Origin of the sequence: Caulobacter segnis, assembly GCF_031454995.1 — a bacterium.
Taxonomy (GTDB): Bacteria; Pseudomonadota; Alphaproteobacteria; order Caulobacterales; family Caulobacteraceae; genus Caulobacter; species Caulobacter segnis_E.
Genome location: NZ_JAVDRV010000001.1, coordinates 1084464 through 1108782 on the forward strand (window position 1 = coordinate 1084464; position 24319 = coordinate 1108782).

Here is a 24319-nt window from a genome sequence, read left to right on the forward strand (position 1 = left end):
CCGCCTCACCTAAACGGCGGCTCGTCGAACGCCCGCAGCTTGCGCGAGTGCAGGTTCGGCCCCTCGGCGTACAGCAGCTGGCAGGCCAGGATCCCGATCTGCAGGTGCTGGCTGATCGCCCGCTCGTAGAAGGCGTTGGCCTGGCCGGGCAGCTTGATCTCGCCGTGCAGCGGCTTGTCGGACACGCACAGCAGCGTCCCGTAGGGCACCCGGAAGCGGTAGCCCTGGGCCGAGATCGTCGCCGACTCCATATCGATGGCGACCGCGCGGCTCTGGTTGAAGCGCAGGGCCGAGAGGCTGTGGCGAAGCTCCCAGTTGCGGTCGTCGGTGGTCACGACGGTGCCGGTGCGCAGGCGCTTCTTCAGCTGGTCGCCGCTGTCGCCGCTGATCGCCTTGGCCGCGTCGTAGAGGGCGCGCTGCACCTCCGCGATCGACGGGACGGGGATCTCCGGCGGCAGCACCGCGTCCAGCACGTGGTCGTCACGCAGATAGGCGTGGGCCAGGACGTAGTCGCCGATGGTCTGGGTGTCGCGCAGGCCGCCGCAGTGGCCGATCATCAGCCAGGCCTGCGGGCGCAGCACCGCAAGGTGGTCGCAGATCGTCTTGGCGTTGGATGGACCGACGCCGATATTGACCAGGGTCACGCCCGAGCCCCCCGGCGCCATCAGGTGGTAGGCCGGCATCTGGTGCTTGCGCCAGGCCGACTCCGCCACCGCCATCTCGGGATTGACCGTGTTGGCGGTGATCGTCACCCCGCCCGAGCACGACAGGGCCGTGTAGGGGCTGTCCGGCTTCTTCAGCTGCTCGATGCCCCAGCGCACGAACTCGTCGACATAGCGATGATAGTTCGTGAACAGGATGAACTGCTGCACGTCTTCGGCAGGAGCGCCGGTGTAGTGCTTGAGCCGCGCCAGCGAGAAGTCGGTGCGCAGGCCGTCGAACAGCGACAGCGGCCGAGTTTCCTCCAGCGCGGGGCTCCAGACGCCGTCGGCGATCTCGTCGCCGATGAAGGCCAGGTCCGTCGTGGGGAAGAAGCGGGCGATGTCCTCGCTACGGACGTCCGCCTGGTTCAGATCGATCGTGGCGTCCAGGACATACGGATAGGGGATCTCCTGGCGCGAGCGCTCGACCTCGATCTCGACGTCGAAATCGTCCATCAGGAGGGTCAGCTGCTCGACCAGATAGTCCTTGAACTGGGCCGGCTTGGTCACGGTCGTCGAGTAGACGCCGGGACGGCTGACGCGGGCGTAGGAGCGGGCCAGCTTGGGCGGCAGCGCCTCGGGATCGTAGGTCAGCCGCAGCTCGGGATAGGCGAAGGTCCCATCGAACCGCGCTTGCGGGTCGGGACGCGTTCCATTTTCGAGATAGGCGCGCAGGGCGGTCCGCAGAGCGTCGACGGCGCGTTCGTATTCGTCATTGAGCCGTTCGACGACGGCGATTGCTTTTTCTTGGTTTGACATGACGCCTTATAGCGACGTTCCGCGACATTGGCGAGACACCGGCCCCCGCTCCTGGGAATGATTTATTACTTAGCGCAAGACTTAGGCGCCCCAAAGCCCGCCGACTGGGCGGCTCGCGGCCTGTTTATCTCGCTGCGCGCGAGACAAGCCGCGACGCACAAGCGCAAGAGCATGGACGAAGCCGCTCGCGTCGGCCACAAGGGCGGAATTGCTCAAGACGGGGGCGGATGGCGGCGGGGCCGTTCTCGCGCGTCGTTCCCTTCGCAACCAGACATACCGTCGACGCCCGCCAAGGCGATTGGTGGGGGCGCCAGGGGGACTGAATGAACAAACGCTTCGCCTTATTGATCATCGGGGCCATGGTTCTCGGCGTCGCCGTGGGCTGGTTCATCAACCAGACGATGGACCCGACCCAGGCCAAGGCCGCCGCCAACAGCCTGTCGCTGGTCACCGACATCTTCCTGCGCCTGATCAAGATGATCATCGCGCCGCTGGTGCTGACCACCCTGATCGCCGGCATCGCCCACATGGAAGACGCCGCCGCCGTCGGCCGGATCGGCGCCAAGACCATGGCCTGGTTCATCACCGCCTCGTTCGTGTCGCTGCTGCTGGGCCTCCTGATGGTCCACCTGCTGGATCCGGGCGCGAACCTCAATCTGGCGCACATGGACATCGAGGGGACCAAGACGGCGGCGACCACCGACGCCTTCACCCTGAAGGGCTTCATCACCCACCTGGTGCCGACCTCGATCTTCGACGCCATGGCCAAGAACGAGATCCTGCAGATCGTCGTCTTCGCCCTGTTCGTCGGCACCGCCGTGGCCTCGCTGGACAACAAGGCCCCGCAGATCCTGGAGCTGGCCGAGCAGGCCGCCCAGGTGATGCTGAAGGTCACCGGCTTCGTCATGAAGCTGGCCCCGCTGGCCATCTTCGCGGCCCTGGCCTCGACGATCGCCACCCAGGGCGTTTCGATGCTGGCCGTCTACGGGAAGTTCGTGCTGGGCTTCTACGCCACCATGGGCGTGCTGTGGGGCCTGCTGTTCCTGGCGGGCCTGCTGGTGCTGGGCAAGCGGGTGATCCCGCTGTTCGGCGTGATCCGCGACCCGGCCCTGCTGGCCTTCTCGACCGCAAGCTCGGAAGCCGCCTATCCGCGCATCCTCGACAGCCTGCCCAAGGTGGGCGTGCGCCGCCGCATCGTCTCGTTCGTCCTGCCGCTGGGCTATTCGTTCAACCTCGACGGCTCGATGCTGTACTGCACCTTCGCCACCATGTTCATCATGCAGGCGCACGGCGTGCACCTGACGATCCAGCAGCAGATCTTCATGCTGCTGCTGCTGATGGTGACCTCCAAGGGCATCGCCGGCGTGCCGCGCGCCTCGCTGGTCGTGATCATGGCCACCCTCACCTACTTCGGCCTGCCGGAAGCCTGGATCGCGCTGGTCCTGGGCGTCGACCACCTGCTGGACATGGGCCGCAGCGCCACCAACGTCGTCGGCAACAGCGTCGCCGCCGCCGTGGTCGCCAAGTGGGAAGGCGAGCTGGACGAGATCGATCCAGAGGCCGAAGGCGCCACGATCTAACGTCGCTTTCGACGCGCTTTCGAACGGCCCGCATCCCATCGCGATGCGGGCCGTTTTCGTGTCCGGTTCATAGTGTACAGTAAAAACTTGACTCCGGCCCAGCGAGGTCCAATCTCAAGCGGGAGGGACTAGAAGGACGACGTCATGCGTAAAATCGCTCACATCGCGCGCGCGGCCTTGGTCGGGCTCGCCATTTCCACCCCGCTGGCGCTGAGCGGCCCGGCCGCCGCCCACCAGGCGACCGAGGCCAAACCCGCCAAGCCGGCCCGGCAGTGCTTCTACCTGTCCGATTGGCGCGGCTGGACCGCTCCAGACAAGGACACCCTGTACCTGAAGGTGCGGGGCAAGGACGTCTACAAGGTCGATCTGGCCTATGGCTCCAACCAGCTGACCTGGCCGGGCACGCACCTGGTCTCGATCGTTCGGGGCGTGGACAGCGTCTGCGGGCCGCTGGACCTGGACCTTCGGGTGTCGGACGGCTTCGGCATGGCCATTCCGATCCGGGCCAAGACCATCACCAAGCTGACCCCGGAACAGATCGCGCTGATCCCCAAGAAGGACCGGCCGTAAGTCAGGGGCTTAAAGGACGGCCGCGTTCGGCGACGCCACGATCAATGGCGTCAGCGGGCGCGGGTCACCCCCTCAACGCTTCCGGACGCTGGCTTCGGGCGTGAAGAAGCTCCCCTGCATGGGAATGGCGCACGGCGTCTTGCCCAGCCGCACCTCGCCCTGGCGATCCTTCGGCTTGGCGCCCAGGCCGAACTTGATCGAGCAGTTCAGGACGCGGAAATAATCGCCGTCAGGCTGCGCGCCCCCAGGCTTGGGGTCGCCATAGCCGCGCCCCGAGGGCCCCGCCGCGACGACCGCGTCGTAATAGGCGCGCTTCCCGGGGTCCATCGGCGCCGGATAGCTGGGCGCGTTCGCCTGGAGGCGGCCCAGCTTCTCCTCGCACCGCTCGCGGTCCTCGCGCGACTGGCTCGCGCCGCGCGCGCATCCCGCCCCGGCCCGAAGCGCCGCGCGCAGGGCGTCGGAAGCGACCGCCGGTCCAGAGACGGCGCCGACGGCGGTGACGGACGCGGCCGTACCGTTGCTGGCCGCCTCGACGGGCGTGGACACGGAAGTGGCGATCGGCGCCGACGCGGAAGGCGGAGCGGCCCGGGCGGGGCGCGAGGCCTTGGCTGGCGCCGTCTTGACCTCGGGCCGCGTCAGCTCGACCGACATCAAGGACAGGTCAGGGCCGGCGGCGACCAGCGTCGGCGCCGTGGGCCACGCCAACCAAGCCAGCACCACCGCGTGCAGCGCCAGTGACAAGGCGGCCAGGACGCCCCATCGGCGTGACCGCCCCCGAACACCCCGCATCGCTCTCCCCCGCGCAGACCCCGTCCGCGCGCCAGGACGCCTTTACGTTGTGTCGGAAGCGAGGCCGCGCCATGGCGCGAATGGCCAACAAAAAACCCTCTCCCGATGGGGGAGAGGGTTCCAAGCGCTACTCCGCCGGAGTCAGGTCCGTGCGCTTCTTCATCATCTCGTCGAAGCTGGTCCAGACGCCCTCGGCGCCGTGCCACGAGCCCTTGGTGGCGGCCTTGGAATATTCGGTCGCGCGGGCCTCGAAGAAGTTGGCGTGCTCGACGCCCGACAGCAGCGACTGCAGCCAGGGCAGCGGGTTCTCCTTCACGCCGTACACTTCCGGCAGCTGCAGCTGGCGCAGGCGCCAGTCGGCGATGAAGCGGATGTATTGCTTGATGTCGTCCGGGGTCATGCCCTGGATTTCGCCGGCCTCGAAGGCCAGGTCGATGAACCGGTCTTCCAGGCCCACCACATGCTTGCAGCAGTCGACGATGTCGTCGGCCACGGCCTTGGTCACCGCGCCGGTTTCCTTGTTGAAGGCGTGGTACAGCTTGATGATGCCGTCGCAGTGCAGGCTCTCGTCGCGGATCGACCACGAGACGATCTGGCCCATGCCCTTCATCTTGTTGAAGCGCGGGAAGTTCATCAGCATCGCGAACGAGGCGAACAGCTGCAGGCCCTCGGTGAACCCGCCGAACATGGCCAGGGTGCGGCAGATGTCGGCGTTGGTCTCGACGCCGAAGGTCTGCATGTAGTCATGCTTGGCCTTCATGGCCTCGTATTCCATGAACGCCGAGAACTCGGTCTCGGGCATGCCGATGGTCTCGAGGAGCAGGGCGTAGGCCGCGATATGGATCGTCTCCATGTTCGCGAACGAGGCCAGCATCATCTTCACTTCGGTCGGTTTGAACACCCGACCGTAGCGCTCCATGTAGTTGTCCTGCACCTCGACGTCGGACTGCGTGAAGAAGCGGAAGATCTGCGTCAGCAGGTTCCGTTCCTTGTCGTTCAGCTTGACGGCCCAGTCCTTGAGGTCCTCGCCCAGCGGCACCTCTTCCGGCATCCAGTGGACCTGCTGTTGCTTCTTCCAGAAGTCGTAGGCCCAGGGATAGCGGAACGGCTTGTAACCGCCCGAAGGGGTCATCAGGCCAGGCAGGATCAGCGACGACGGAGCGGACATGACAGAGCCTCGGAGCGAGAATCGAGCGGACGGGTTAGGTAAGGTACGGCAGGCCGGAGCCCGACGCACGCTCAGAGTGCCCCACTACATTTAGTGTGACAATGGGTCGCCGGCACAACATAGGGGAGGATCTGTGGACAAGCCCTTCACGATTTTCAGCGCCCTCGGCTCGGGCGGCGTGCCCGTCGAGGCGGCCATGACCTTGATCGGATTGCCTTTTGAGGTGATCGAGGCCCCGACCTGGGAAGGCGAGGCGCAAACGGCCAAGGTCGCCGCGATCAATCCCCTTAAGCAGATTCCGGCGCTGGTCACCCCCGACGGCGAAACGATCACCGAAAGCGCCGCCATCCTGATCTGGCTGGCCGACCGCTATCCGGCCGCGCGCCTGGGCCCCGCGATCGAAGATCCGGCCCGAGCCCAGTTCCTGCGCTGGATGACCTTCATCCCCGCCTCGATCTATTCGCTGTTCTGGGTGCGCGACGATCCCTCGCGCCTGGGCGGTCCCGATCCGGAGGTCCAGGCGCGGATCAAGGCCGCGACGGCCGAGCGGATCCTGGACTGCTGGCGGATGATGGAGAGCCAGGTCGCGCCGGGGCGCTATCTGCTGGGCGACGAGCTCAGCGTACTCGACCTCTACGTCACGGTGGTCAGCCGCTGGGGGCCGCGCCGCGTGCGGTTCTACGAGGCCGCGCCGCGGATGAGCGAAGTGGTGAAGCGGGTGGACGCGGACCCTAGGCTGGCGGGGTTCTGGGAGCGGCGGTTTCCGTTCTTTGAGGGCTGGGAGCGGTTGGGGCAGCAGGGGTGACAACGCTTGTTACGTAACGCAGATTGACATCCCAGCCACTTCGCGTTACGTAACAGACATGACCCTTTCGAACTCAGAGCGCCAAGCGCGCTTCCGGCGCAAACTGCGGGATGACCGCACCGGCTTGGAACATCTTGTCGAAGTATGGCGCGCTGCGCGGCGGTCGCTTCTTCAGCAGCGTGACATGCTGGAATCTGGTGAACTGCGCACACGCACAAACAATATCGATGACACGCCTGCGACTACCAATCGGGTTCAAGAGGCCATAGAGAACTTCGACAGACTGATCGCTACCTACTCCCCCCAAGCTCGAACCGGAGCTCCCCTCGTTGATGCCGGCATAATGGCCGCAACGCGCGTGGGAGCCTCTGTCCGTATAGCAATGGCAGACCTCGAAGACCGTACCGACGTTAAGCCGGAGGAGGAGCCATTGCGCCAAAGCATCCTCGCGCAAATGCGAGCCACGGCGGAGCTTCAAGAGGAACATATTCGTCAGCTTAAGGCAGAACCGACGGGAATATTTTATAATTCTAGGTGAGCCCATTGCGGCTTTCAGCCAAAAGCCGGCTCCACATTTACTCAGCACCGTAACCGGCGCGGGGCTCCACAGCAGTCGAACTGCCGACCACCGGTCGGTGCGATCCTTAAATCTCTTGGAGGCTGGAGCGTGCGGGGCTGGGCAGGTCAGTCAAGGACGACGCTCCGCGTCGCCGCGCGGCGGCCGCCCGGAGGGTGGTCCTTGAGTGACCTGCCCAGCCCCGCGATCGTCTCGCCGTGAGATTTAGGGAGGGCTCCTTCTCCGGGGGAGAAGGGGGGCTCAAGCGCACACAAACCCGTGTCATCCCGGAAGCCTCAAAGAGGCTATCCGGGACCCAGGGGTGAAGGAACGCCGTGGGGGCCGCCCCTGGGTCCCGGCTCTCCGCGCTACGCGCTGCGGCCAGGATGACACGGAAGTGCAGACCAGAAGCGCCCCCAGCGCACGTTCATGCCCCTCCGCGCGCCGCGCGCCTCCCCCGCCGCAACCCCATTCCCCAAAACCGCTCTTTACGCGGCCCAGCTTCCTCGCTATTCACCCCGCCGATGCAAGTCCGCGCGACCAAAATTACCACCCCAAAAACGACCCGCCTCGGCGGGGCGTGGTCGGGCGTGCGCGCGTACTAGCGAGCATCCCGCAACCAGCCCCGCCGATGCGCGGGGCGGTTCTCATCACCAGAGACCTCTAGCTCCCCGCGCTCCGCACCTTTTAGGAGACGCAAGACCGTGAGCTTCAAGTTTTCCCGTTCCCATCCGCCCCACGTCGGCGTCGTCGGCGCCACGGGCCTCGTCGGCGGCATGATGCGCGAGCTGCTGGCCGAGCGGGATTTCCCGCTGGCCTCCCTGCGCCTGTTCGCCTCGGCGCGGTCGGCCGGGACCAAGGTCGACTTCAAGGGCCAGCAGATCGTGGTCGAGGACGCCGCGACCGCCGACTTCTCCGGCCTCGACATCGTGTTCTTCTCGGCCGGCGGCTCGACCTCGCGCGCGCTGGCCCCCAAGGCCGCCGCGGCCGGCGCCGTGGTGATCGACAACAGTTCGGCCTGGCGCTCGGACCCGGACGTCCCGCTGGTGGTGGCCGAGGTCAATCCGCACGCGCTCTCGAGCATCCCCAAGGGCGTCGTCGCCAACCCCAACTGCACCACCATGGCCGCCATGCCGGTGCTGAAGCCCCTGCATGACAAGGCGGGGCTGAAGCGCCTGACCGTCAGCACCTACCAAGCGGCCTCGGGCGGCGGCATGGAGGGCATCGAGGTCCTGTCCGAGCAGCTGCGCGCCGGCGCGGCTGGGGACCTGGACGGCCTGGCCCGTTCGTCCGACGCCGCGCCCCTGCCCGAGCCGCGCAAGTGGGCCGCGCCGCTCGCCTACAACGTCGTGCCGCTGAACTACGTGCTGGGCGAGGACGGCTACACCGAGGAGGAGCTGAAGCTGCGCGACGAGAGCCGCAAGATTCTCGAGCTGCCCGGCCTGCCGGTCTCGGGCACCTGCGTGCGCGTGCCGGTGTTCACCGGCCACTCGCTGTCGATCAACGCCGAGTTCGAACGCCCGGTCTCCGTGGCCGAGGCCATCGCCCTGCTGGGCCAGGCGCCGGGCGTGGTCGTCGACGCCGTGCCGAATCCCCTGGCGGCCACCGGCCAGGACCCGGTCTTCGTCGGTCGCGTCCGCCCCGACCCGACGGTCGAGCATGGCCTGGCCCTGTTCGTCGTCGGCGACAACCTGCGCAAGGGCGCGGCCCTGAACGCGGTGCAGATCGCCGAGGTCATGCTGGGCTGAGAATCGCCAAGCCAAAAAAACTCGTCATCCCGGAAGCCTCGAAGAGGCTATCCGGGACCCAGGGGCGGTGCGCATGGCCCCTGGGTCCCGGCTCTTCCCCCGGCTCAAGGCCGGGGTTCGGCCGGGATGACACGGGTTAGCGTTACCGCTCTTCGTCGCGTCTCCGCCCCTCCGCCCCAACATCTTGTGCCCCCCTTGTGAACGAACGCTGGTCGTCCGGGGGCGGATGTCCAAGGGCGCCTTGCGACGCTCCGTCGCGGGTGAAAAAAGTTGGTCCTTGCAACCCCTTGATCCTGCCTCACAAGTTCCAGCCGTTCACAGCTTGTTAACGAAAAACTCCTTCCAACACCGTTGACGAGTCATTCACCACTGTGGCCCCATATCTGGGCTGAGGGGGCTCCTCAGCCACAAGATATAGCGGCTGGGCGGGGTGAGACCCTTCTCCGGAACACGCTGATTGAGCAATGGAATTTGGTCATGAACGGCAGTGAAGCGGCGAAGACGACCCTCCGTAGAGAGGCGCAACTGGCGGCGATCAAGCCCGCCAAGCGCCCGCAACTGGCCCTGGTCCGCAAGGTCCAGGTCGACCGCTCGCGCGACGCCCTGCTGACCGACTTCGGCAAGACCACACTGGAAGACCGCTACCTGCTGCCGGGCGAGAGCTACCAAGACATGTTCGCGCGCGTCGCGACGGCCTTCGCCGACGACGCCGACCACGCCCAGCGCGTCTATGACTATATGAGCCGCCTGTGGTTCATGCCGGCCACGCCGGTGCTGTCGAACGGCGGCGCCGATCGCGGCCTGCCGATCAGCTGCTTCCTGAACGCCGTGAACGACAGCCTCGACGGCATTCTGGGCGTCTGGAACGAGAACGTCTGGCTGGCGGCCAACGGCGGCGGCATCGGCACCTACTGGGGCGGCGTCCGCTCGATCGGCGAGAAGGTGAAGGGCCAAGGCCAGACCTCGGGCATCATCCCCTTCATCCGCGTGATGGACTCGCTGACCCTGGCCATTTCGCAAGGCTCGCTGCGTCGCGGCTCGGCCGCCGTCTATCTCGACATCCACCACCCGGAAATCGAGGAGTTCCTCGAGATCCGCAAGCCGTCGGGCGACTTCAACCGCAAGTCCCTGAACCTGCACCACGGCATCAACATCACCGACGAGTTCATGCACGCGGTGCGCGACGGCCATAAGTTCGGCCTGCGCTCGCCCAAGACGAACGAAGTCCTGCGTGAAGTCGACGCCCGCGCCCTGTGGCAGAAGGTGCTGGAGCTGCGCCTGCAGACCGGCGAGCCCTATCTGATCTTCTCCGACAGCGTGAACAACGCCATGCCCTCGTTCCAGCGCGAGCTGGGCCTGAAGGTGCGCCAGTCGAACCTGTGCAGCGAGATCATGCTGCACACCGGCACCGACCACCTGGGCAATGAGCGCACCGCCGTCTGCTGCCTGTCGTCGGTCAACGCCGAGACCTTCCTGGAGTGGCGCGACCACCCGACGTTCATCGAGGACGTCATGCGCTTCCTCGACAATGTCCTGCAGGACTTCATCGATCGCGCGCCGGACGCCGCGGCCTCGGCCGCCTACGCCGCCATGCGCGAGCGCTCGGTGGGCCTGGGCCTGATGGGCTTCCACTCGTTCCTGCAGAGCCAGAACGTTCCGTTCGAAAGCGCCCTGGCCAAGAGCTGGAACATGCGGATGTTCAAGCACCTGCGCCGCGAGGCCGACAAGGCCTCGATCAAGCTGGGCGAAGAGAAGGGCCCCTGCCCCGACGCCGCCGATCGCGGCTCGGTCGAGCGCTTCTCGCACAAGCTGGCCATCGCCCCGACCGCCTCGATCTCGATCATCTGTGGCGGCACCTCGGCGGGCATCGAGCCGATCCCGGCCAACATCTACACCCACAAGACCCTGTCGGGCTCGTTCGCGGTGAAGAACCCCTATCTGGAGAACCTGCTCGCCGAGAAGGGCCAGAACACCGACGCGGTGTGGGGCTCGATCCTGGAACACGAGGGCTCGGTCCAGCACCTGGACTTCCTGAGCCAGGACGAGAAGGACGTCTACAAGACCGCCTTCGAACTGGACCAGCGCTGGGTGATCGAACTGGCCGCCGACCGGACGCCGGAAATCTGCCAGAGCCAGTCGGTCAACGTCTTCCTGCCGGGCGACGTCGACAAGTGGGACCTGCACATGCTGCACTGGACCGCTTGGGAGCGCGGCGTGAAGTCGCTGTACTACCTGCGCTCCAAGTCGGTGCAGCGCGCGGCCTACGCCGGCGCCGAGGACAAGGCCGAGGTCGCGAACAGCGGCTTCGACGTTCCGGAAAAGACCGACTACGACGAGTGCCTCGCTTGCCAATAGGGGCGCGCCAGTAAGGCCTGTCACAAAGACTCGATAAAAGAGCGGCGGCGCGATGGGGATCGCGCCGCCGCTTTTCGTTGGGGCCAACGGAACCCGCCCGCGTCCAGGCTGTTCACCACGTGCGCTTTCGTCACGGTGGACAGACCGCCGGAAGCGCGTAGGCTGGACTTCCGTTAGGATTGGGGAATCCGGGATGCGGACCGCTGGGGAGCGAACCGTCCTGTGTCTTGCGGCCGTTCTGGCCGTGGTGACCGGCCACGCCGGGGCCGCCCGCGCGGCTCAGAAGGCTGGCCCGGCTCCGGCCGCCAAGCCCAATTTCCAGGTGAAGCCCGAGAGCCTGCGACCGCTGAATCCTGCCGCCGGCTTCAACGCCCGCGACGCCGGCGCGATCGAGCCGGCGCTTGAGGGCGGCTTCTCGCTTCCGTCCGCCGCCGGCGGCGGCGTCCGCCTGCTCGACACCGATCGCTTCTACCAGGGCGTTGGGCCGGTCAGCTGGCGCTCTAGCGCCTTCAGCCATCAGGCTCAGCCCGGCGGACCGATCGACTCCGTGCGCGTCTCGATGGCCGGCGCCGCGCCGACGGCCGCCTATGCGCCGCTGAGCCTCTCGCGTCCGGACGCCTATGAGCTGCGCGAGGTGGACGTGACCGTCACCCGCGGCTGGCCCTCGGCGGTGATGCTGACAGGCCGCAAATACGCCCTGGACGTCACCCCGCACGCGGGCCTGGGCTTCGGCGGGGCCGGCGGCTCGGCCGAGGCCGGCGCCACGGTGCGCCTCGGCAAGAAGAGGAACATGGGCGATCGGGTCACCGACGCGCTGGGCGTGCGCGAAGGCGACGCGGCGTTCGGCGACCGGGGGCGCTGGTACATCTACGCCGCCGCCAGCGGCCGGGCCGTCGGCTTCAACATGCTGCGCGGCCAGAACGGCGACTGGAGCCGCGCGGGCCTCACCCAGGACGCGACCAGCCGCCTGATCGGCGACAGCCAGGCGGGTGTCGCCTGGCGCAAGGGGCCGATGCAGGCCTCGCTCGGATACATCCACCGCGAGATCAAGGCCAAGGAAGGCATCATGGGCCTGGCGACACAAAAGGACGACGTCGTCGCCCTGTCGTTCAGCCTGAAACCCAACTGGTAGAGACCAAAACGCCTATTGGGCTTGTGTTTCCGGCCGCTTTCATGCAGCAAGCGCCCCACCTGTTCACTGCCCCAGCGAGACCATGAGCGAGAGCGAGCCCCCGCGCCGCAAGACCCTGAGCCTCAAGAGCCCGGTCGCCGCCCCCGGCGGACCGCCGCCTCTGGAGCGCATGGTCAAGCCATCGGCTCGCACCACCGTGTTCACGCCGTCGGCCGCGCCGCCGCCTCCGCCCCCCCCGCCCGCGCCGGTGGGCGACTGGAAGTGCAAGCCCTGCGGCACGCGCTTCGACCCGCCGACCGAACTGGCCGACGAGGAGCATGTCCGCTGCCCGTCGTGCAACGCCCGCCTGGGCCTGGCGTCGGACTTCCGCGCCGACCCGCCGAACGTGGCGAAGCTGCGCGCGCGGTATCTGAAGAAGGCGTGATAAGCGCCTAGCGAGCAGCGCTGGCCTGGGCCTCGCCCTTGACCGGATCCGCCCGCGCTCCCAGCTCCGCCATCAGGCGCGCGGTCAAGCCGGGTCGGGCGGTCTCCGTCGCGCAGGCGACGACCGGCGCCAGGACAGCGACCCTGGCCGTCGACAGGAACGCCTCGTCGCTGGCGTCGCCGCAGGCCCAGTCATAGATCGCGCCCAGATAGTTGGAATAGATCGTCCGGCCCAGACGCGTCGGATCCACCGAAGCCAGGAGCACGCCGGCCGAGCGGGCCTGAGCCATCGCATGGACGACGACATCGGCGGGCTCGCGGCCCAGGCGCGTGCCGTTGAAAAGCACGCGCGGAATCCTAACCAGCACCTGGCGATAAAGGGCCGCGTCGGCGACGTACATTTCCGCCGAGATGCTCGAGGCCTCTAGCGCCAGATCGATTCCGTTGGCGAGACTGCGGGAGAGGGCCGCCTCGATACGATCGACCGCCACGTTCACCACGGCCAAGGCGATCGCGTCCAGACCCCCGATCAGATTGTAGATGGTCTGAGGCGCCACCTCGGCGCCGGCGGCGATCTGGCTCAGCGAGACATTCTCGATACCGCGCTCGCGCCACAACGCGGAGGCCGCGGCGATGATCTCCGCGCAACGGCGCGCCTTCCCCCGCGCCCGCAAGGCGAGCATCAAGTTTGGATTAGGTTCCAATTCCATTGCCATAAGCATTTTTAGACATTATTCCAATTTTTAACAACCCGACCGCGCGCCGAGCGCCGCCTGTGGAAAGCACCGCCTTGGGCCTCTTTGACTCCCATTCCGCCCTGATCGCCCGTTACAACGCCGCCCGCGCCGCGGGCCCCATGCCAACCGGCGTGGTGATGGACCGGCTGCTGTCGGCCAGCGAAGCGATCATCAACGGCAAGCGGACAGTCACGGTCGGCACCCACAACTATCTGGGCCTGGCCTTCGACGAGACGTGCATCGAGGCCGCCGTCGCCGCCGTGCGGGGCGAGGGAACCGGCACCTGCGGCTCGCGGATCGCCAATGGCTCGTTCTCGGACCACGTGGCCCTGGAACATGAGCTGGCGGCGTTCCACGGCATGCGCCACGCCATGGTGTTCTCGACCGGCTACCAGGCCAATCTCGGGATCATCTCGACCTTGGTCGGGGCGGGCGACTTTCTGCTGCTGGACGCCGACAGCCACGCCTCCATCTACGACGCCTGCAAGCAGACCCAGGCCAGCGCCGTCCGCTTCAAGCACAATGACGTCGCCAGCCTGGAGGCGCGCCTGCGCCGTCTGGCCGACGAGCCCGGCGTCAAGCTGGTGGTGGTCGAGGGTATCTATTCGATGCTGGGCGACATCGCCCCGCTCAAGGCCGTCGTCGCCGTCGCCAAGCGATACGGCGCGCTCGTCCTGGTCGATGAAGCCCATTCGATGGGGGTTCTGGGCCAACGCGGCTGCGGTCTGGCCGAGCAGGAGGGTCTGCTGGACGACGTGGACTTCATCGTCGGCACCTTCTCCAAAAGCCTCGGCGCGATCGGCGGCTACTGCGTCTCGAACCACGAGCGGTTCGACATCCTCCGCATCGCTTGCCGGCCCTACATGTTCACCGCCTCGCTGCCGCCGGCGACCGTGGCCTCGGTGCGCGCGGCTCTGAAGGCCGTGCGCGAACGTCCCGAGCTGCGCGCCAGGCTGTGGCGCAATGTCCGCCAACTGTACGACGCCCTGGGCGGCGCGGGCTTCCAGCTGGGCCCAACGCCCAGCCCGATCGTGGCGGTCTGCCTGCCCTCGGACGAAACGACCATGGCCATGTGGCGGGCGCTGTTGGACGAAGGCTACTACGTCAATATCGGCCTGCCGCCCGCCACCCCCTCGGGCGAGAGCCTACTGCGCTGCGCGATTTCGGCCGCCCATTCGGGGGATCAGATCGAGGGTCTGGCCAAGACGCTGATCCGCCTGGGCCACGCTTTCGGAGTGCTGCCAGAGGTCCGCTGCTCGGCCGCCCGTTGAGCCCTAAGGCTCCAGCGGCGCTCCCGCGCTGATCGGCTCCTCGCGGATCATCACGCCTGTGCCCGCCGCCGGCGAGGCCGCCAGCGGCTTCTTGAACAGACCGCGCCACAGGCTCTGTTCCTCGACCGCGCTGGTCCAGGCGGTTCCGGCCATCGCTTGGTCGACGCCCGCGTCGTAGATGCGCTTCATCAGTCCCGTCTCGAACTTCAGAAGGTTGAAGCCCTCGAAACTGCCGGGGATCGAGGCCACCGACAGCGGCAGGTTGTGGCGCGTGCAGAAGCCGGCGGCCAGGCTCAGCGCCTGGCGGTACGAGAAGCGCAGCATGGTGTCGAAGCTGCGGCTCATGATCGAGGCCACGCCCGGCGGCGTCGACTGCGGCGCGGGGTCCAGCACCGTGTTGACGATCACGTGCACGCGGCCGCGCCGGAAGCGGGGGCCCAGGTTGCGCCAGTGCAGCAGGGCGTCGGGCATCAGGAACAGCGGCGCGGCCACGCCGCCATCGACGTGCATCTCCTGGTGTGGCCGGCCGTCGACCTCGACGTCGATCAGCTTGGGCGGGAAGATCCCCGGAACCGAGGACGAGGCGACCAGCAGGGTGCGGAACAGCTTCAGCGCGTCGTCCCCGCCTCGCGTGGCGATCTCGCCCAGGTCCCAGACCACGGCCCGCTGGCTGTCGAGATTGGTGGTGGCGATCAGTAGACGCCGGCCCTTCAGGTGCTCGGCGGCGACGGCCTCGACCATGGCCGTGTCGACGAACGTCTCGACCAGACGGTCCAGCGACTCGCCCTTGAAGATGCTGGGACCCAGGGCCGAGTTCAGACGGCGCAGGCTGAGCAGCTCGGCCGCGTGGCCGCCGACATAGGCGTCGGTCAGACGCTCGTCCCAGGCCGAGCCCAGGAAGGCCAGCGGCGCGATCAGGGCGCCCGTGCTGACGCCGGTGACGATCGCGAAGTCGGGGCGGCGGCCAGCCTTGGAAAGGCCGGTCAGCACGCCCGCGCCATAGGCACCGCCGGCGGCGCCGCCGGACAGAGCCAGGATGTTGAACTCGTCGCGACCCAGCAGGGACCTCAGGGGCGCCAAGCGGTCGGCGGCCTGACGCAGGGCGTCGTCGGCCTGGTCGACGCTGAGGCGCACGCCCGGGAAGCCGGCGGCCTCGACATGGCGGTCATTGGGCGGGGCGGGCAGGCGCTTGCCACGCAGCGGATCGGTCCGGAAGAAGCCCTGGAGGCTGGCCTTGCCGGAAAGCTCCTTGTCCACGCCCTTCTCCAGCTCTTACCGCGCGCTGGACAGCACGACGCCGACCAGAACGGCGGCGTAGTGCAGACCCGCGCCGCCGATCACATGGCCATGCCAGATGGCGCGACGGAACTTCAGGCGGCGCATCAGGTAGAAGATCGTGCCGGTGGAATAGACCACGCCGCCGATGGCCAGCAGCAGCAGGGCCACCCACGACAGGCCGTCGATCATCGGCTTGATGGCGACCAGGACCAGCCAGCCGAGGGCCAGGTACAGGCCAACCCAGAAGCGCTTGTCCAGGCCCGGCAGGAACAGCTTGGCCGCCACGCCGGCGCCGGCGACGGTCCACACCGCCGTGGTCATGCCGATGGCCCACCAGCCGTGCAGGTTCTGGGTGGTGAAGGGCGTGTACGAGGCGGCGATCATCACGAAGATGCCCGCGTGGTCGAAGCGACGCAGCAAGGGTCGCCAGCGGGCCTTGGCGAAGTTGTAGGCCGTCGACAGCGACAGCATCAGGATCAGGCCCACGGTGTAGACGCTGACCGCCGCCACCTGCTTCAGGTCTCCGAGACCAAAGGCCAGACCCAGCAGGATGCCGCCGCCCAGCAGGGCGCAGGCCAGACCGGCCAGATGGACGATCAGGTCCGCGCACTTGGCCGCCGGCGTCGGATAGTGCGTCGCCTCCGGCGCGCGCGCGACGAGGTCGGTCGTTTGGATGGTCGTGGTCATGGCCCCGCTCTAGTCCGGATGCAGTACGCCCAAACGGTAAGTTCGTTCCGTGACATATAAGCGTCGATCACTATGGCCGCGAAAGGGCCGAGGCGACACGATGGCCACGAAAAAGCGGTTCAGGTCAAAAGGCCGCGGCCGCCGTCGAGGAGCAGCTTGCCGCCGACCAGCACCAGCAGGACGTAGATCACCTTGTAGAAGCCCTCGGCCGGCACGCGGCGCACGAGCCAGACGCCCGCCCAGGTCGAGACGATGGCCAGCGGCAGAAGCACTCCCGCGGTGGCCAGCACGGTGGGCGTGAACTGGCCCAGGGCGACATAGGCCGGGACCTTCATCCAGTTCACGACGGCGAAGAAGATGGCGCTGGTGCCGATGAAGGTGTCGCGCGGCAGGTGGCGCGGCAGGACGTAGATCTGAAACGGCGGGCCACCCGCGTGGGCGATCTGGCTGGTGAACCCCGCGGTCGCGCCGCAAAGAACGCCGAACCAGGGACGACCAGGTGTCGCCTCCACCCGCTCGGCGCCTTTGAGCGCTCGCTCGGCCCACAGGCGTTGCGAGGCGAAGACGATGGCGATCGCGCCCACCGCAGCCTCGACCGCCGACTCGTTGACGAGGGCCGCCAGCGCCCAGCCCAGGAAGATCCCAACCGCGGCGGCGGGCAGCATCAGGATCAACAGGCCCTTGTCCCAACTCTTCCGGAACGCCCAGACGCTGACCACGTCCTGAACCAGCAGGATCGGCAGCACGATCGAGGCGGCCATGACCGGCGACACCGCCAGCGACATCAGCGGCACGACCACCACCCCGATGCCCGCGAAACCGCCCTTGGTCAGGCCCAGCAGGATCACGCCCGGAATGGCGACGGCGTAGAATAGCGGATCGGTCAGCATCGGGCGGTGTTACAGCCTCGGAGCCCGCGGCCCAAGAGATCGCGCCAAAGAGAAAGGGCCCGGCGTCGCCGCCGGGCCCTCCCAAGTCTTCAAGTCGTCGTCGATCTTAGAAGTTGATCGAGATCGTCGAGCGACGGTTCAGCGGTTCCTTCACGCCATCGCCGGTGGCGACGGCCGGAGCGCTTTCACCCTTCCAGTCGACGCCCAGGACGTCCTTGGAGACGCCTTGCGAGACCAGAGCGTCGGCGACGGCCTTGGCGCGGCGCTCCGACAGCTTGATGTTGTACTTCGGCGAACCCGAGGTGTCGGTGTGGCCGACGACGATGATCTTCGTCGCCTTGCCGTCGTTCGAGTACTTCGCGGCTTCCGTGACCACCGATTGCGCTTCCGGCGTCAGGACCGATTGGTCGAACGGGAAGTACACGATGAACTCGCGAGCCTCGTACTGCGGCGGCGGCGGAGGCGGCGGCGGCGGGGGAGGCGGCGGAGGCGGGGGCGGAGGCGGGGGAGGCGGGGGCGGCGGGGGCGGCGGGGGCGGCGGCGACGCGAACGAGTAGCGCAGACCCACGGTCAGCGACTGGTCCTTGTACTGGCCTTGGAACTGACCCGGCGCCAGCGCGCCCGTCGTGTTCGAAGCCCAGGTGTGCTCCTCGCCCGCCAGGTAGCGGTAGGTAACGTCGATCTTCAGCTTGTCGGTGGCCTTGATCGAAGCGCCCGCGATGGCCTGCCAGGCGACCGCGATGTCGTCGTCGTCGACCGACAGATTCTGGATCGCGACGTTGGAAGCGGTGATCGCGCCAACGTTGCTGAATTGGCCCAGCGTCTTGACGTCCAGGCGATTGATGCCGACGCCGGCGCCCACGAAGGGGTTCAGCCAAGCGTTGGGAGCGAAGTCATAGATGACGTTCGCCATCAGGGTCCAGGCGTCAACCGAGCCGTCCGGCGAACCGCAGCCCGGCGCGGCGGCCGAGCGGATCACGCCGGGGGTGCAGAGACCGGCCGGAACACGGACGCCCGGGCCGCGGACGCCCTCGAGGTCGCCCGGACGATAGCCGCCTTCGACTTCGGCGCGCCAGTGCGGGTTAAATTGATAACCCAGGCGAACGAAGCCGGCCCAGTCGTCCTTGGACTTCCAAGCCCAATGATACGTGGCGCCGTCGGGCGCGCTGCGATCGGATTCGCTCTTGAGGCCTTGCGGCCAGTGGTAGCCAAGATCGACCGCGCCGTACCAGCCGGTCTCTTGGGCCGAAACGCCCGACGCGGCGAACACCGCGGCCAGAGCGGCTCCCGCCAGGAGGTTGAGTTTCATTTTTGAAGAGCCCTCTATTGCCCTGCCCAGGCCGGAAACCCGAGCCTAGCGCTGTTATACCAAGGCGAACGCCACGGGAAAGTGTCGGCGAAGACACACTCGTCAGGTTTCGCCCCCCTGGTTTTTCAAGGGAAAGCTCCACAAGACCGCCCCTCAGAATCACGTCCGAGCGTGTCCGGCGACCTCCACGGAATGGAAGCGTCAGCTTTGTTGGGTTCGCACGTGAAACGATTGCGCGCAAGGTTCTGTCTTCAGGAAATGGCCAAGCATTCGCCGAATGTCGCCAAAAAACCGCGCCCTTTTCGCGGTTCTCGCCAGAGACCGGCTCAGGACACGCCAACAACCCTGGCCACGATCTCCTAGGCCTTCGCCGTCACGAGCCAGCATGCGGACCCCATGACCGCCGCGCCATTCGGCGCGAACGGCGCCAGAGCCTCCTCGACGGCGGACTTGACCTTACGGCGCGAAACCTCATCCGCCGATTTGAGGATCGGGTTCAACGGTCCGACCCTCAGGCTCATGGTCATCAGCTCGTCGAACGATAGCGGGCTGGCGACATCCAGCGGCGTGATCGTCACGTCACGCCAACCGCTGGAGGACAGGATCCTCTGGACACGCTCGGGATCGGCGAACGCGAAGCGGCCCGGCGCGTCCTTCTCGAAACGAGGCGGTTCCGGCAGAAATGGCGCGGCGGCGCGCAGGGGGATCAGGGACAGAGGGTTCTCCTCCGGGGCGCGCCAGGCGGCGAAGACCAGCCGACCGCCCGGCGTCAAGGCGCGGCGCAGATTGGCGAAGGCGGCGACGGGATCGGGGAAGAACATGACGCCGAACCGCGAGACGACGGCGTCGAACGCGGGGGCGAACCCATGGACCTGGGCGTCCGCGAGCAGGAACTCGACGCCCTCGATCCCATCCTCGCCGGCCCGGCGGCGGGCCAGCTCGACCAAGGCGCCGGAGATGTCGACGCCCACCGCGCGGCCCGTCGGCCCGACCCGCCAGGCGGCCGCGAAGGTGGTCGCGCCCGCGCCGCAGCCGACGTCCAGCACCGACTCGCCGTTCACCAGCCCCGCGGCCTCGACCACCGCCTCGGCGATTGGAGCCATCAGCCGGTCCAGCAGCGCCTGATGCTCGACCCACACCTGGCCCGCGCGGTCCCAATAGGCCGCCATGTCCCGATCGGCGCTCGCGTTCATTCTCGTCTCCTCATTGCCAGAACCATCCGGCCCGACGATCCTGCATGTTCAAGCGCACTTGAGGTCAAGCGGTGTTCGACATCGACATTTCCGAGTTGTCCCAACGATCGGGCGTCAAGGCCTCGGCCCTACGGTTCTACGAGGAGAAGGGCCTGATCGTCTCGACCGGCCGACGCGGCCTCAAGCGCCTGTTCGCCCCGGAGACGGCCGAGCGCCTGTCGTTGATCGCCTTGGGCCGCGCCTGCGGCTTCACGCTGGACGAGATCGCCGACCTGCTCGACGGTCCCGATATCGACCGCGCCCGCCTACGCGCCCAGATCGCCCAGTTGGACCGGCGGATCGAACAGCTGACCCGCATGCGAGAGGGCCTGCGCCACGCCGCCGATTGCAAGGTCCCGATCCTGACGGATTGCCCGCGCTTTCGACGCATCGTGAAGGCGGCGGGCCACCACCGGCGGCGGCGGCGGGCCGAACCCGTCTAGACCCCTTTTCCGACACGCGCGAAACGCTCGTTGGATCGGGAGGACGTTAGGCGCCTAACGCAGCGACGCGTCGCGCAAGCGCCGTCGCTTGCCGCCCAAGGCGTCGGGGCGATTGAGTTTCTTGCGATATTCGTCGCGGCGCTCGTGGATCGAGGCGATCACAAGGCCCATAGGCACGCCGATGTCGACCAGAACGGCTTCTGAAAGCTGCAGAGAGGCCTCGATCGTCTCGGGCACGGCGTCGGTGGCGCCCAATTCGTAGAGCCGCGCGGCGTGGCGCGCGTCGCGGGCGCGGGCGACGATGGAGAGCTCGGGACGCGCGCCGCGCGCGGCGGCGACCACCGCCTCGGCCGCCTCGGGCGCGTCCATGGTGACGACGACCGCCCGGGCCGTGGCCAGGCCGCAGCGCTCCAAAAGCTCAACGCGGGCGGCGTCACCATAGTAGACGCGCCGCCCTTCGCGGCGGCCTTGCTCGACCAGACGGGCGTCGCGATCGACCGCGATCCAGGGCAGGTCGTGACGCGCCAGCATGTCCCCGACGAGCTTGCCGACCCGGCCATAGCCGATCACCAGCACCTGCCCCGTCGGCTCCGGCCCCAGGCGATCCGGCCCGGCGGCCGCGCCGGGCGCTTCGCTCACGGGCGCCGGCGCGCCCTTGCGTCCCAGTCGCTGGCCCAGGGCGGCGAGACCGGGGATCAGGAACATGGTCAGGGTCGCCGAGACCAGCACCGCCTGGCCGATCGCCGGCGAGACGACCCGCGCGCCCATGGCGTTATCGAGCAGCACGAAGGCGAACTCGCCGCCGGCCGCCAGGATCAGCGCCGCCTCGGTCGCGGCCTTGCGCCCCAGGCCCATCAGCAGACCAATGCCGAACACCACGACCGCCTTGACCACGAGCAGGCCCGCGACCGTCCCCAGGATCACCACGGGCTTGACCACCAGCAGCGACAGGTCGAGGCGGATGCCCAGCGACACGAAGAACAGGCTGAGCAGCAGACCCTTGAACGGCTCGATCTTGACCTCGACCTCGTGACGATACTCGGTCTCGGCCAGCAGGATGCCGGCGACGAACGCGCCCAGCGCCATCGACAGGCCCGACATCTGGCTGACCAGGCCCGCGCCGATGATGACCAGCAGGCACGCGGCCATGAACATCTCTTCGCTCTTGGCCTTGGCGACCGACTTCAGCATGGGCCGCAGCGCCACGCGGCCGACGAGGACGATCACGCACAGACCCAGGGCGGCGGGCGCGAGCGACAGAAGGTCGGCGGCCCGGAACTCGCCGTGGCCGCGCCCGACGATGGCCAGGGTGATCAGGATGGGGGCGACCGCCAGGTCCTGGAACAGCAGGACCGAGAAGGTGGCGCGTCCGGCGTCCGAATGCAGCCGCCGCCGCTCGGCCAGCACGGGCACGGCGATGGCGGTGGAGGACAGGGTGAGCGCCGCGCCGATCGCGAGGGCGGCCGCGGGCGGCTGACCCAGCAACATGGCGCCGCCGGCCAGCACCAGCGAACAGCCAAGGACCTGCGCCGCGCCCAGGCCGAAGACCAGCTTGCGCATCAGCCGCAGCCGCTCCCACGACAGCTCCAGCCCGATCATGAACAGCAGGAACACGACGCCAAACTCGGCCAGCTGGGCGATTTCGGCGGGGTTGTCGACGGTGACGTAGTCCAGCCAGGGGGCGGCTTGGATGAAGCGACCCAGGCCGAACGGACCCAAGATCACGCCGGCCAGCAGGTAGCCGAGAATGGGATTGATCTTCAGGCGCTTGAAGATCGGCGCGACGATGCCGGCGGTCGCCAGGAACAGGACCAGGTCCTTATAGCTCTCCGCTGAAACCCCGTGCTCCACGCGCCCTCCCCTTACACTCCGGTCCTAGAACGATCTCTTGAAGCGAACACCCGGTCCGGCTTCGTCCGCCATGATCAGGATCACGCCCGCCGCCTCGATCGCGTCGATCAGCAGCCTTTCGGTGCTATGGTGCAGGGTGTGGCGCTCGGTCTCGAAGTCCTTGACCGTGCTGCGCGAAACGCCCGCCCGATCGGCGAGTTCTCCCTGGGACCAGTTGATCAGGCCTCGGGCGGCCCGGCATTGCGCTGGAAGGAGAATTTTTGCGTGCGGCATCTAGCGGCCTCGGGCATCTTCACCCATATTGGTTGAGTACGCCCGAAAGAGATGACCGTCAAGGAGGACCTTTGCACCATACCTCGCTGATCGCCACCATCGTCGCGGGCCTAGGCCTAGCCTTCGTCTTCGGCGCCATCGCCAACCGGCTCAAGCTGCCGGTTCTGGTCGGCTATCTGCTGGCCGGCGTGGTCGTCGGGCCGTTCACGCCCGGCTATGTCGCCGACCAGGAGCTGGCGCCGCAGCTGGCCGAGATCGGCGTGATCCTCTTGATGTTCGGGGTCGGCCTGCACTTCTCGCTGAAGGACCTGATGGCGGTGCGCAAGATCGCCATTCCGGGCGCGGTCGTGCAGATCACCGCCGCGACGGTGATGGGTCTGGGCCTGGCGTTGGCGATGGGTTGGGGCGTTGGCGCGGGGATCGTGTTCGGCCTGGCCCTGTCGGTGGCCTCGACCGTGGTGTTGCTGCGCGCCCTGCAGGAGCGGCGGCTGATCGAGACCGGCCGAGGCAAGATCGCGGTCGGCTGGCTGATCGTCGAGGACCTGGCCATGGTGCTGGCCCTGGTGCTGCTGCCGGCGCTATCGGGCGTGCTGGGCGGCGAGGCGCCGGCCTCGACGGCCGCGGGCGGCGGGGTGCTCGGCGCCTTCGCCCTGACGATCGGCAAGGTCGTGGCGTTCGTGGCCTTCATGCTGATCGTCGGCCGGCGGGTGATCCCGTGGATCCTGCATCGCATCGTCCACACGGGCTCGCGCGAGCTGTTTCGCCTGGCGGTGCTGGCCATCGCGCTCGGCGTGGCGTTCGGCTCGGCGACGCTGTTTGGCGTCTCGTTCGCCCTGGGCGCCTTCTTCGCCGGCATGATCATGGCCGAGAGCGAGCTCTCCCAGCAGGCCGCCAACGACACCCTGCCGCTGCGCGACGCCTTCGCGGTGCTGTTCTTCGTCTCGATCGGCATGCTGTTCGATCCCAGCGTGCTGCTGCGCGAGCCGCTGGCGGTGCTGGCGACCCTGCTGATCATCGTCGTGGGCAAGTCGATCGCCGCCCTGATCATCGTCCGCGCCTTCAAGCGGCCGATGAGCACGGCCCTGACCATCTCGGCTAGCCTGGCCCAGATCGGCGAGTTCTCGTTCATCCTGGCGGGCCTGGGCGTCTCGCTGAAGCTGCTGCCCGACGACGGCCGCGACCTGGTGCTGGCCGGGGCGATCCTGTCGATCCTGGTCAACCCGCTGCTGTTCGCGATCCTCGACCGGATCCTGCCCAAGATGATCGCCAAGGAAGCCAAGGCGCGCGGCGAGCCGCCGCCCGTCTCGGCCGCCGCCCAGCCGCACGCGGTGCTGGTCGGCTACGGCCGGGTCGGCAAGGTCGTGGCCGAGGGCCTGAAGGGCCGCACGCCGCTGGTCGTGATCGAGGACGACGTCGAGCGCGCCGAGGACCTGCGCCGCGCCGGCTTCGAGACGGTCGGCGGCAACGCGGTCAAGCCCGAGGTGCTGCTCGAGGCGGGGCTCGACAAGGCCACCCACCTGTTCGTCGCCGTGCCCAACCCGTTCGAGGCCGCGCGGATCATCGAGCAGGCCCGCGCCGCCAACCCCAAGGCCCTGATCGTCGCCCGCGCCTATACCGACGCCGACGTCGCCCTGCTCAAGCAGATGGGCGCCTCCCACGCCCTGATCGGCGAGGACGAAATCGCCCGCGGCATGCTCTCGCGCGCCCCGCGCAAGCTGGCGCCGGCGACGGCGGGCGGGCACTGAGGCGGGGAACGAGCGCC

The 24319-nt window shown here is 67.8% G+C and carries 22 protein-coding genes and 1 pseudogene; 11 read left to right on the plus strand and 12 right to left on the minus strand.

Annotated elements, in window-relative coordinates:
- Window positions 1–5: 5 nt before the first annotated feature.
- Window positions 6–1460: an AMP nucleosidase gene (locus J2728_RS05040; RefSeq protein ID WP_309997145.1), complete on the minus strand. Its 1455-nt coding sequence runs from the start codon at window positions 1458–1460 to the stop codon at window positions 6–8.
- Window positions 1461–1783: 323 nt separating this feature from the next.
- Here J2728_RS05040 and J2728_RS05045 point away from each other — a divergent pair, with 323 nt between their 5' ends.
- Complete coding sequence (locus J2728_RS05045) at window positions 1784–3040, plus strand: dicarboxylate/amino acid:cation symporter (RefSeq protein WP_309997146.1); 1257 nt, start codon at window positions 1784–1786, stop codon at window positions 3038–3040.
- A gap of 144 nt (window positions 3041–3184) precedes the next feature.
- Window positions 3185–3610 (plus strand): DUF6491 family protein, encoded by a 426-nt coding sequence (locus J2728_RS05050; RefSeq protein ID WP_309997148.1) that lies wholly within the window; start codon window positions 3185–3187, stop codon window positions 3608–3610.
- Window positions 3611–3682: 72 nt separating this feature from the next.
- On the opposite strand, the gene J2728_RS05055 is transcribed toward J2728_RS05050, so the two are convergent.
- Both J2728_RS05055 and J2728_RS05060 read right to left on the minus strand, forming a co-directional pair.
- Window positions 3683–4399, minus strand: coding sequence for a hypothetical protein (locus tag J2728_RS05055; protein ID WP_309997150.1), 717 nt, complete (start codon window positions 4397–4399; stop codon window positions 3683–3685).
- Window positions 4400–4526: 127 nt separating this feature from the next.
- Entirely contained in the window at window positions 4527–5567 is a 1041-nt protein-coding gene (locus J2728_RS05060; RefSeq protein WP_309997151.1) for a ribonucleotide-diphosphate reductase subunit beta, read from the minus strand.
- Between the two features lie 133 nt (window positions 5568–5700).
- Here J2728_RS05060 and J2728_RS05065 point away from each other — a divergent pair, with 133 nt between their 5' ends.
- On the plus strand, window positions 5701–6372 hold the full coding sequence (locus J2728_RS05065) for a glutathione S-transferase family protein (RefSeq protein WP_309997153.1): 672 nt from the start codon (window positions 5701–5703) through the stop codon (window positions 6370–6372).
- Between the two features lie 73 nt (window positions 6373–6445).
- On the opposite strand, the gene J2728_RS05070 is transcribed toward J2728_RS05065, so the two are convergent.
- Complete coding sequence (locus J2728_RS05070) at window positions 6446–6859, minus strand: hypothetical protein (protein WP_309997155.1); 414 nt, start codon at window positions 6857–6859, stop codon at window positions 6446–6448.
- A 773-nt stretch (window positions 6860–7632) separates the two neighbouring features.
- On the opposite strand from J2728_RS05070, the gene J2728_RS05075 reads away from it, so the two are divergent.
- The 5 genes and pseudogenes from J2728_RS05075 (at window position 7633) to J2728_RS05095 (ending at window position 12587) form a co-directional block, all read left to right on the plus strand.
- Window positions 7633–8676 (plus strand): aspartate-semialdehyde dehydrogenase, encoded by a 1044-nt coding sequence (locus J2728_RS05075; protein WP_309997157.1) that lies wholly within the window; start codon window positions 7633–7635, stop codon window positions 8674–8676.
- A gap of 24 nt (window positions 8677–8700) precedes the next feature.
- Window positions 8701–8811 (plus strand): annotated as a pseudogene (locus tag J2728_RS05080) (hypothetical protein); the annotation flags it as partial.
- Window positions 8812–9147: 336 nt separating this feature from the next.
- Entirely contained in the window at window positions 9148–11031 is a 1884-nt protein-coding gene (locus tag J2728_RS05085) for a ribonucleoside-diphosphate reductase subunit alpha (RefSeq protein WP_309997159.1), read from the plus strand.
- A gap of 193 nt (window positions 11032–11224) precedes the next feature.
- Window positions 11225–12163 carry a lipid A-modifier LpxR family protein gene (locus J2728_RS05090; protein WP_309997162.1) on the plus strand — a complete coding sequence of 313 codons (939 nt, stop codon included), beginning with the start codon at window positions 11225–11227 and terminating at the stop codon, window positions 12161–12163.
- Between the two features lie 82 nt (window positions 12164–12245).
- Window positions 12246–12587 (plus strand): hypothetical protein, encoded by a 342-nt coding sequence (locus J2728_RS05095; RefSeq protein WP_309997163.1) that lies wholly within the window; start codon window positions 12246–12248, stop codon window positions 12585–12587.
- 7 nt (window positions 12588–12594) lie between these two features.
- Here J2728_RS05095 and J2728_RS05100 read toward each other — a convergent pair whose 3' ends face one another.
- Window positions 12595–13269, minus strand: coding sequence for a TetR/AcrR family transcriptional regulator (locus tag J2728_RS05100; protein ID WP_309997593.1), 675 nt, complete (start codon window positions 13267–13269; stop codon window positions 12595–12597).
- A 107-nt stretch (window positions 13270–13376) separates the two neighbouring features.
- Here J2728_RS05100 and spt point away from each other — a divergent pair, with 107 nt between their 5' ends.
- A complete protein-coding gene (spt, locus tag J2728_RS05105; RefSeq protein ID WP_309997165.1) occupies window positions 13377–14594 on the plus strand; it encodes a serine palmitoyltransferase in 1218 nt (405 codons plus the stop codon).
- 3 nt (window positions 14595–14597) lie between these two features.
- Here the strand turns inward: spt and J2728_RS05110 are convergent, their stop codons facing one another.
- The 5 genes from J2728_RS05110 to J2728_RS05130 all read right to left on the minus strand — a co-directional run bounded on the left by J2728_RS05110 (window position 14598) and on the right by J2728_RS05130 (window position 19951).
- Window positions 14598–15851 carry a patatin-like phospholipase family protein gene (locus J2728_RS05110; RefSeq protein WP_309997167.1) on the minus strand — a complete coding sequence of 418 codons (1254 nt, stop codon included), beginning with the start codon at window positions 15849–15851 and terminating at the stop codon, window positions 14598–14600.
- A gap of 15 nt (window positions 15852–15866) precedes the next feature.
- Window positions 15867–16559 carry a PAQR family membrane homeostasis protein TrhA gene (gene trhA / locus J2728_RS05115; protein WP_309997169.1) on the minus strand — a complete coding sequence of 231 codons (693 nt, stop codon included), beginning with the start codon at window positions 16557–16559 and terminating at the stop codon, window positions 15867–15869.
- A gap of 119 nt (window positions 16560–16678) precedes the next feature.
- Window positions 16679–17449 carry a sulfite exporter TauE/SafE family protein gene (locus J2728_RS05120; protein WP_309997170.1) on the minus strand — a complete coding sequence of 257 codons (771 nt, stop codon included), beginning with the start codon at window positions 17447–17449 and terminating at the stop codon, window positions 16679–16681.
- Between the two features lie 106 nt (window positions 17450–17555).
- Window positions 17556–18758 (minus strand): OmpA family protein, encoded by a 1203-nt coding sequence (locus tag J2728_RS05125; RefSeq protein ID WP_309997172.1) that lies wholly within the window; start codon window positions 18756–18758, stop codon window positions 17556–17558.
- A gap of 359 nt (window positions 18759–19117) precedes the next feature.
- Window positions 19118–19951, minus strand: coding sequence for a class I SAM-dependent methyltransferase (locus J2728_RS05130; RefSeq protein ID WP_309997173.1), 834 nt, complete (start codon window positions 19949–19951; stop codon window positions 19118–19120).
- Window positions 19952–20022: 71 nt separating this feature from the next.
- Between J2728_RS05130 and J2728_RS05135 the strand changes: the two genes are divergently transcribed.
- Entirely contained in the window at window positions 20023–20433 is a 411-nt protein-coding gene (locus J2728_RS05135; protein WP_309997175.1) for a MerR family DNA-binding protein, read from the plus strand.
- A 54-nt stretch (window positions 20434–20487) separates the two neighbouring features.
- On the opposite strand, the gene J2728_RS05140 is transcribed toward J2728_RS05135, so the two are convergent.
- Entirely contained in the window at window positions 20488–22284 is a 1797-nt protein-coding gene (locus tag J2728_RS05140) for a cation:proton antiporter domain-containing protein (RefSeq protein WP_309997177.1), read from the minus strand.
- 24 nt (window positions 22285–22308) lie between these two features.
- Window positions 22309–22557: a helix-turn-helix domain-containing protein gene (locus J2728_RS05145; protein ID WP_309997179.1), complete on the minus strand. Its 249-nt coding sequence runs from the start codon at window positions 22555–22557 to the stop codon at window positions 22309–22311.
- A 71-nt stretch (window positions 22558–22628) separates the two neighbouring features.
- Here J2728_RS05145 and ybaL point away from each other — a divergent pair, with 71 nt between their 5' ends.
- The gene (ybaL, locus tag J2728_RS05150) at window positions 22629–24302 is read left to right on the plus strand and encodes a YbaL family putative K(+) efflux transporter (RefSeq protein WP_309997182.1); all 1674 of its coding nucleotides are present in this window, start codon (window positions 22629–22631) and stop codon (window positions 24300–24302) included.
- Window positions 24303–24319 lie beyond the last annotated feature (17 nt).

Coding starts and splice junctions, on each gene's coding strand:
- J2728_RS05040 (WP_309997145.1), bottom strand. CDS start 1,460: ATGTCAAACCAAGAAAAAGCAATCGCCGTCGTCGAACGGCTCAATGAC.
- J2728_RS05045 (WP_309997146.1), top strand. CDS start 1,784: ATGAACAAACGCTTCGCCTTATTGATCATCGGGGCCATGGTTCTCGGC.
- J2728_RS05050 (WP_309997148.1), top strand. CDS start 3,185: ATGCGTAAAATCGCTCACATCGCGCGCGCGGCCTTGGTCGGGCTCGCC.
- J2728_RS05055 (WP_309997150.1), bottom strand. CDS start 4,399: ATGCGGGGTGTTCGGGGGCGGTCACGCCGATGGGGCGTCCTGGCCGCC.
- J2728_RS05060 (WP_309997151.1), bottom strand. CDS start 5,567: ATGTCCGCTCCGTCGTCGCTGATCCTGCCTGGCCTGATGACCCCTTCG.
- J2728_RS05070 (WP_309997155.1), bottom strand. CDS start 6,859: ATGTTCCTCTTGAAGCTCCGCCGTGGCTCGCATTTGCGCGAGGATGCT.
- J2728_RS05090 (WP_309997162.1), top strand. CDS start 11,225: ATGCGGACCGCTGGGGAGCGAACCGTCCTGTGTCTTGCGGCCGTTCTG.
- J2728_RS05095 (WP_309997163.1), top strand. CDS start 12,246: ATGAGCGAGAGCGAGCCCCCGCGCCGCAAGACCCTGAGCCTCAAGAGC.
- J2728_RS05100 (WP_309997593.1), bottom strand. CDS start 13,269: ATGCTCGCCTTGCGGGCGCGGGGGAAGGCGCGCCGTTGCGCGGAGATC.
- trhA (WP_309997169.1), bottom strand. CDS start 16,559: ATGACCACGACCATCCAAACGACCGACCTCGTCGCGCGCGCGCCGGAG.
- J2728_RS05120 (WP_309997170.1), bottom strand. CDS start 17,449: ATGCTGACCGATCCGCTATTCTACGCCGTCGCCATTCCGGGCGTGATC.
- J2728_RS05125 (WP_309997172.1), bottom strand. CDS start 18,758: ATGAAACTCAACCTCCTGGCGGGAGCCGCTCTGGCCGCGGTGTTCGCC.
- J2728_RS05130 (WP_309997173.1), bottom strand. CDS start 19,951: ATGAACGCGAGCGCCGATCGGGACATGGCGGCCTATTGGGACCGCGCG.
- J2728_RS05145 (WP_309997179.1), bottom strand. CDS start 22,557: ATGCCGCACGCAAAAATTCTCCTTCCAGCGCAATGCCGGGCCGCCCGA.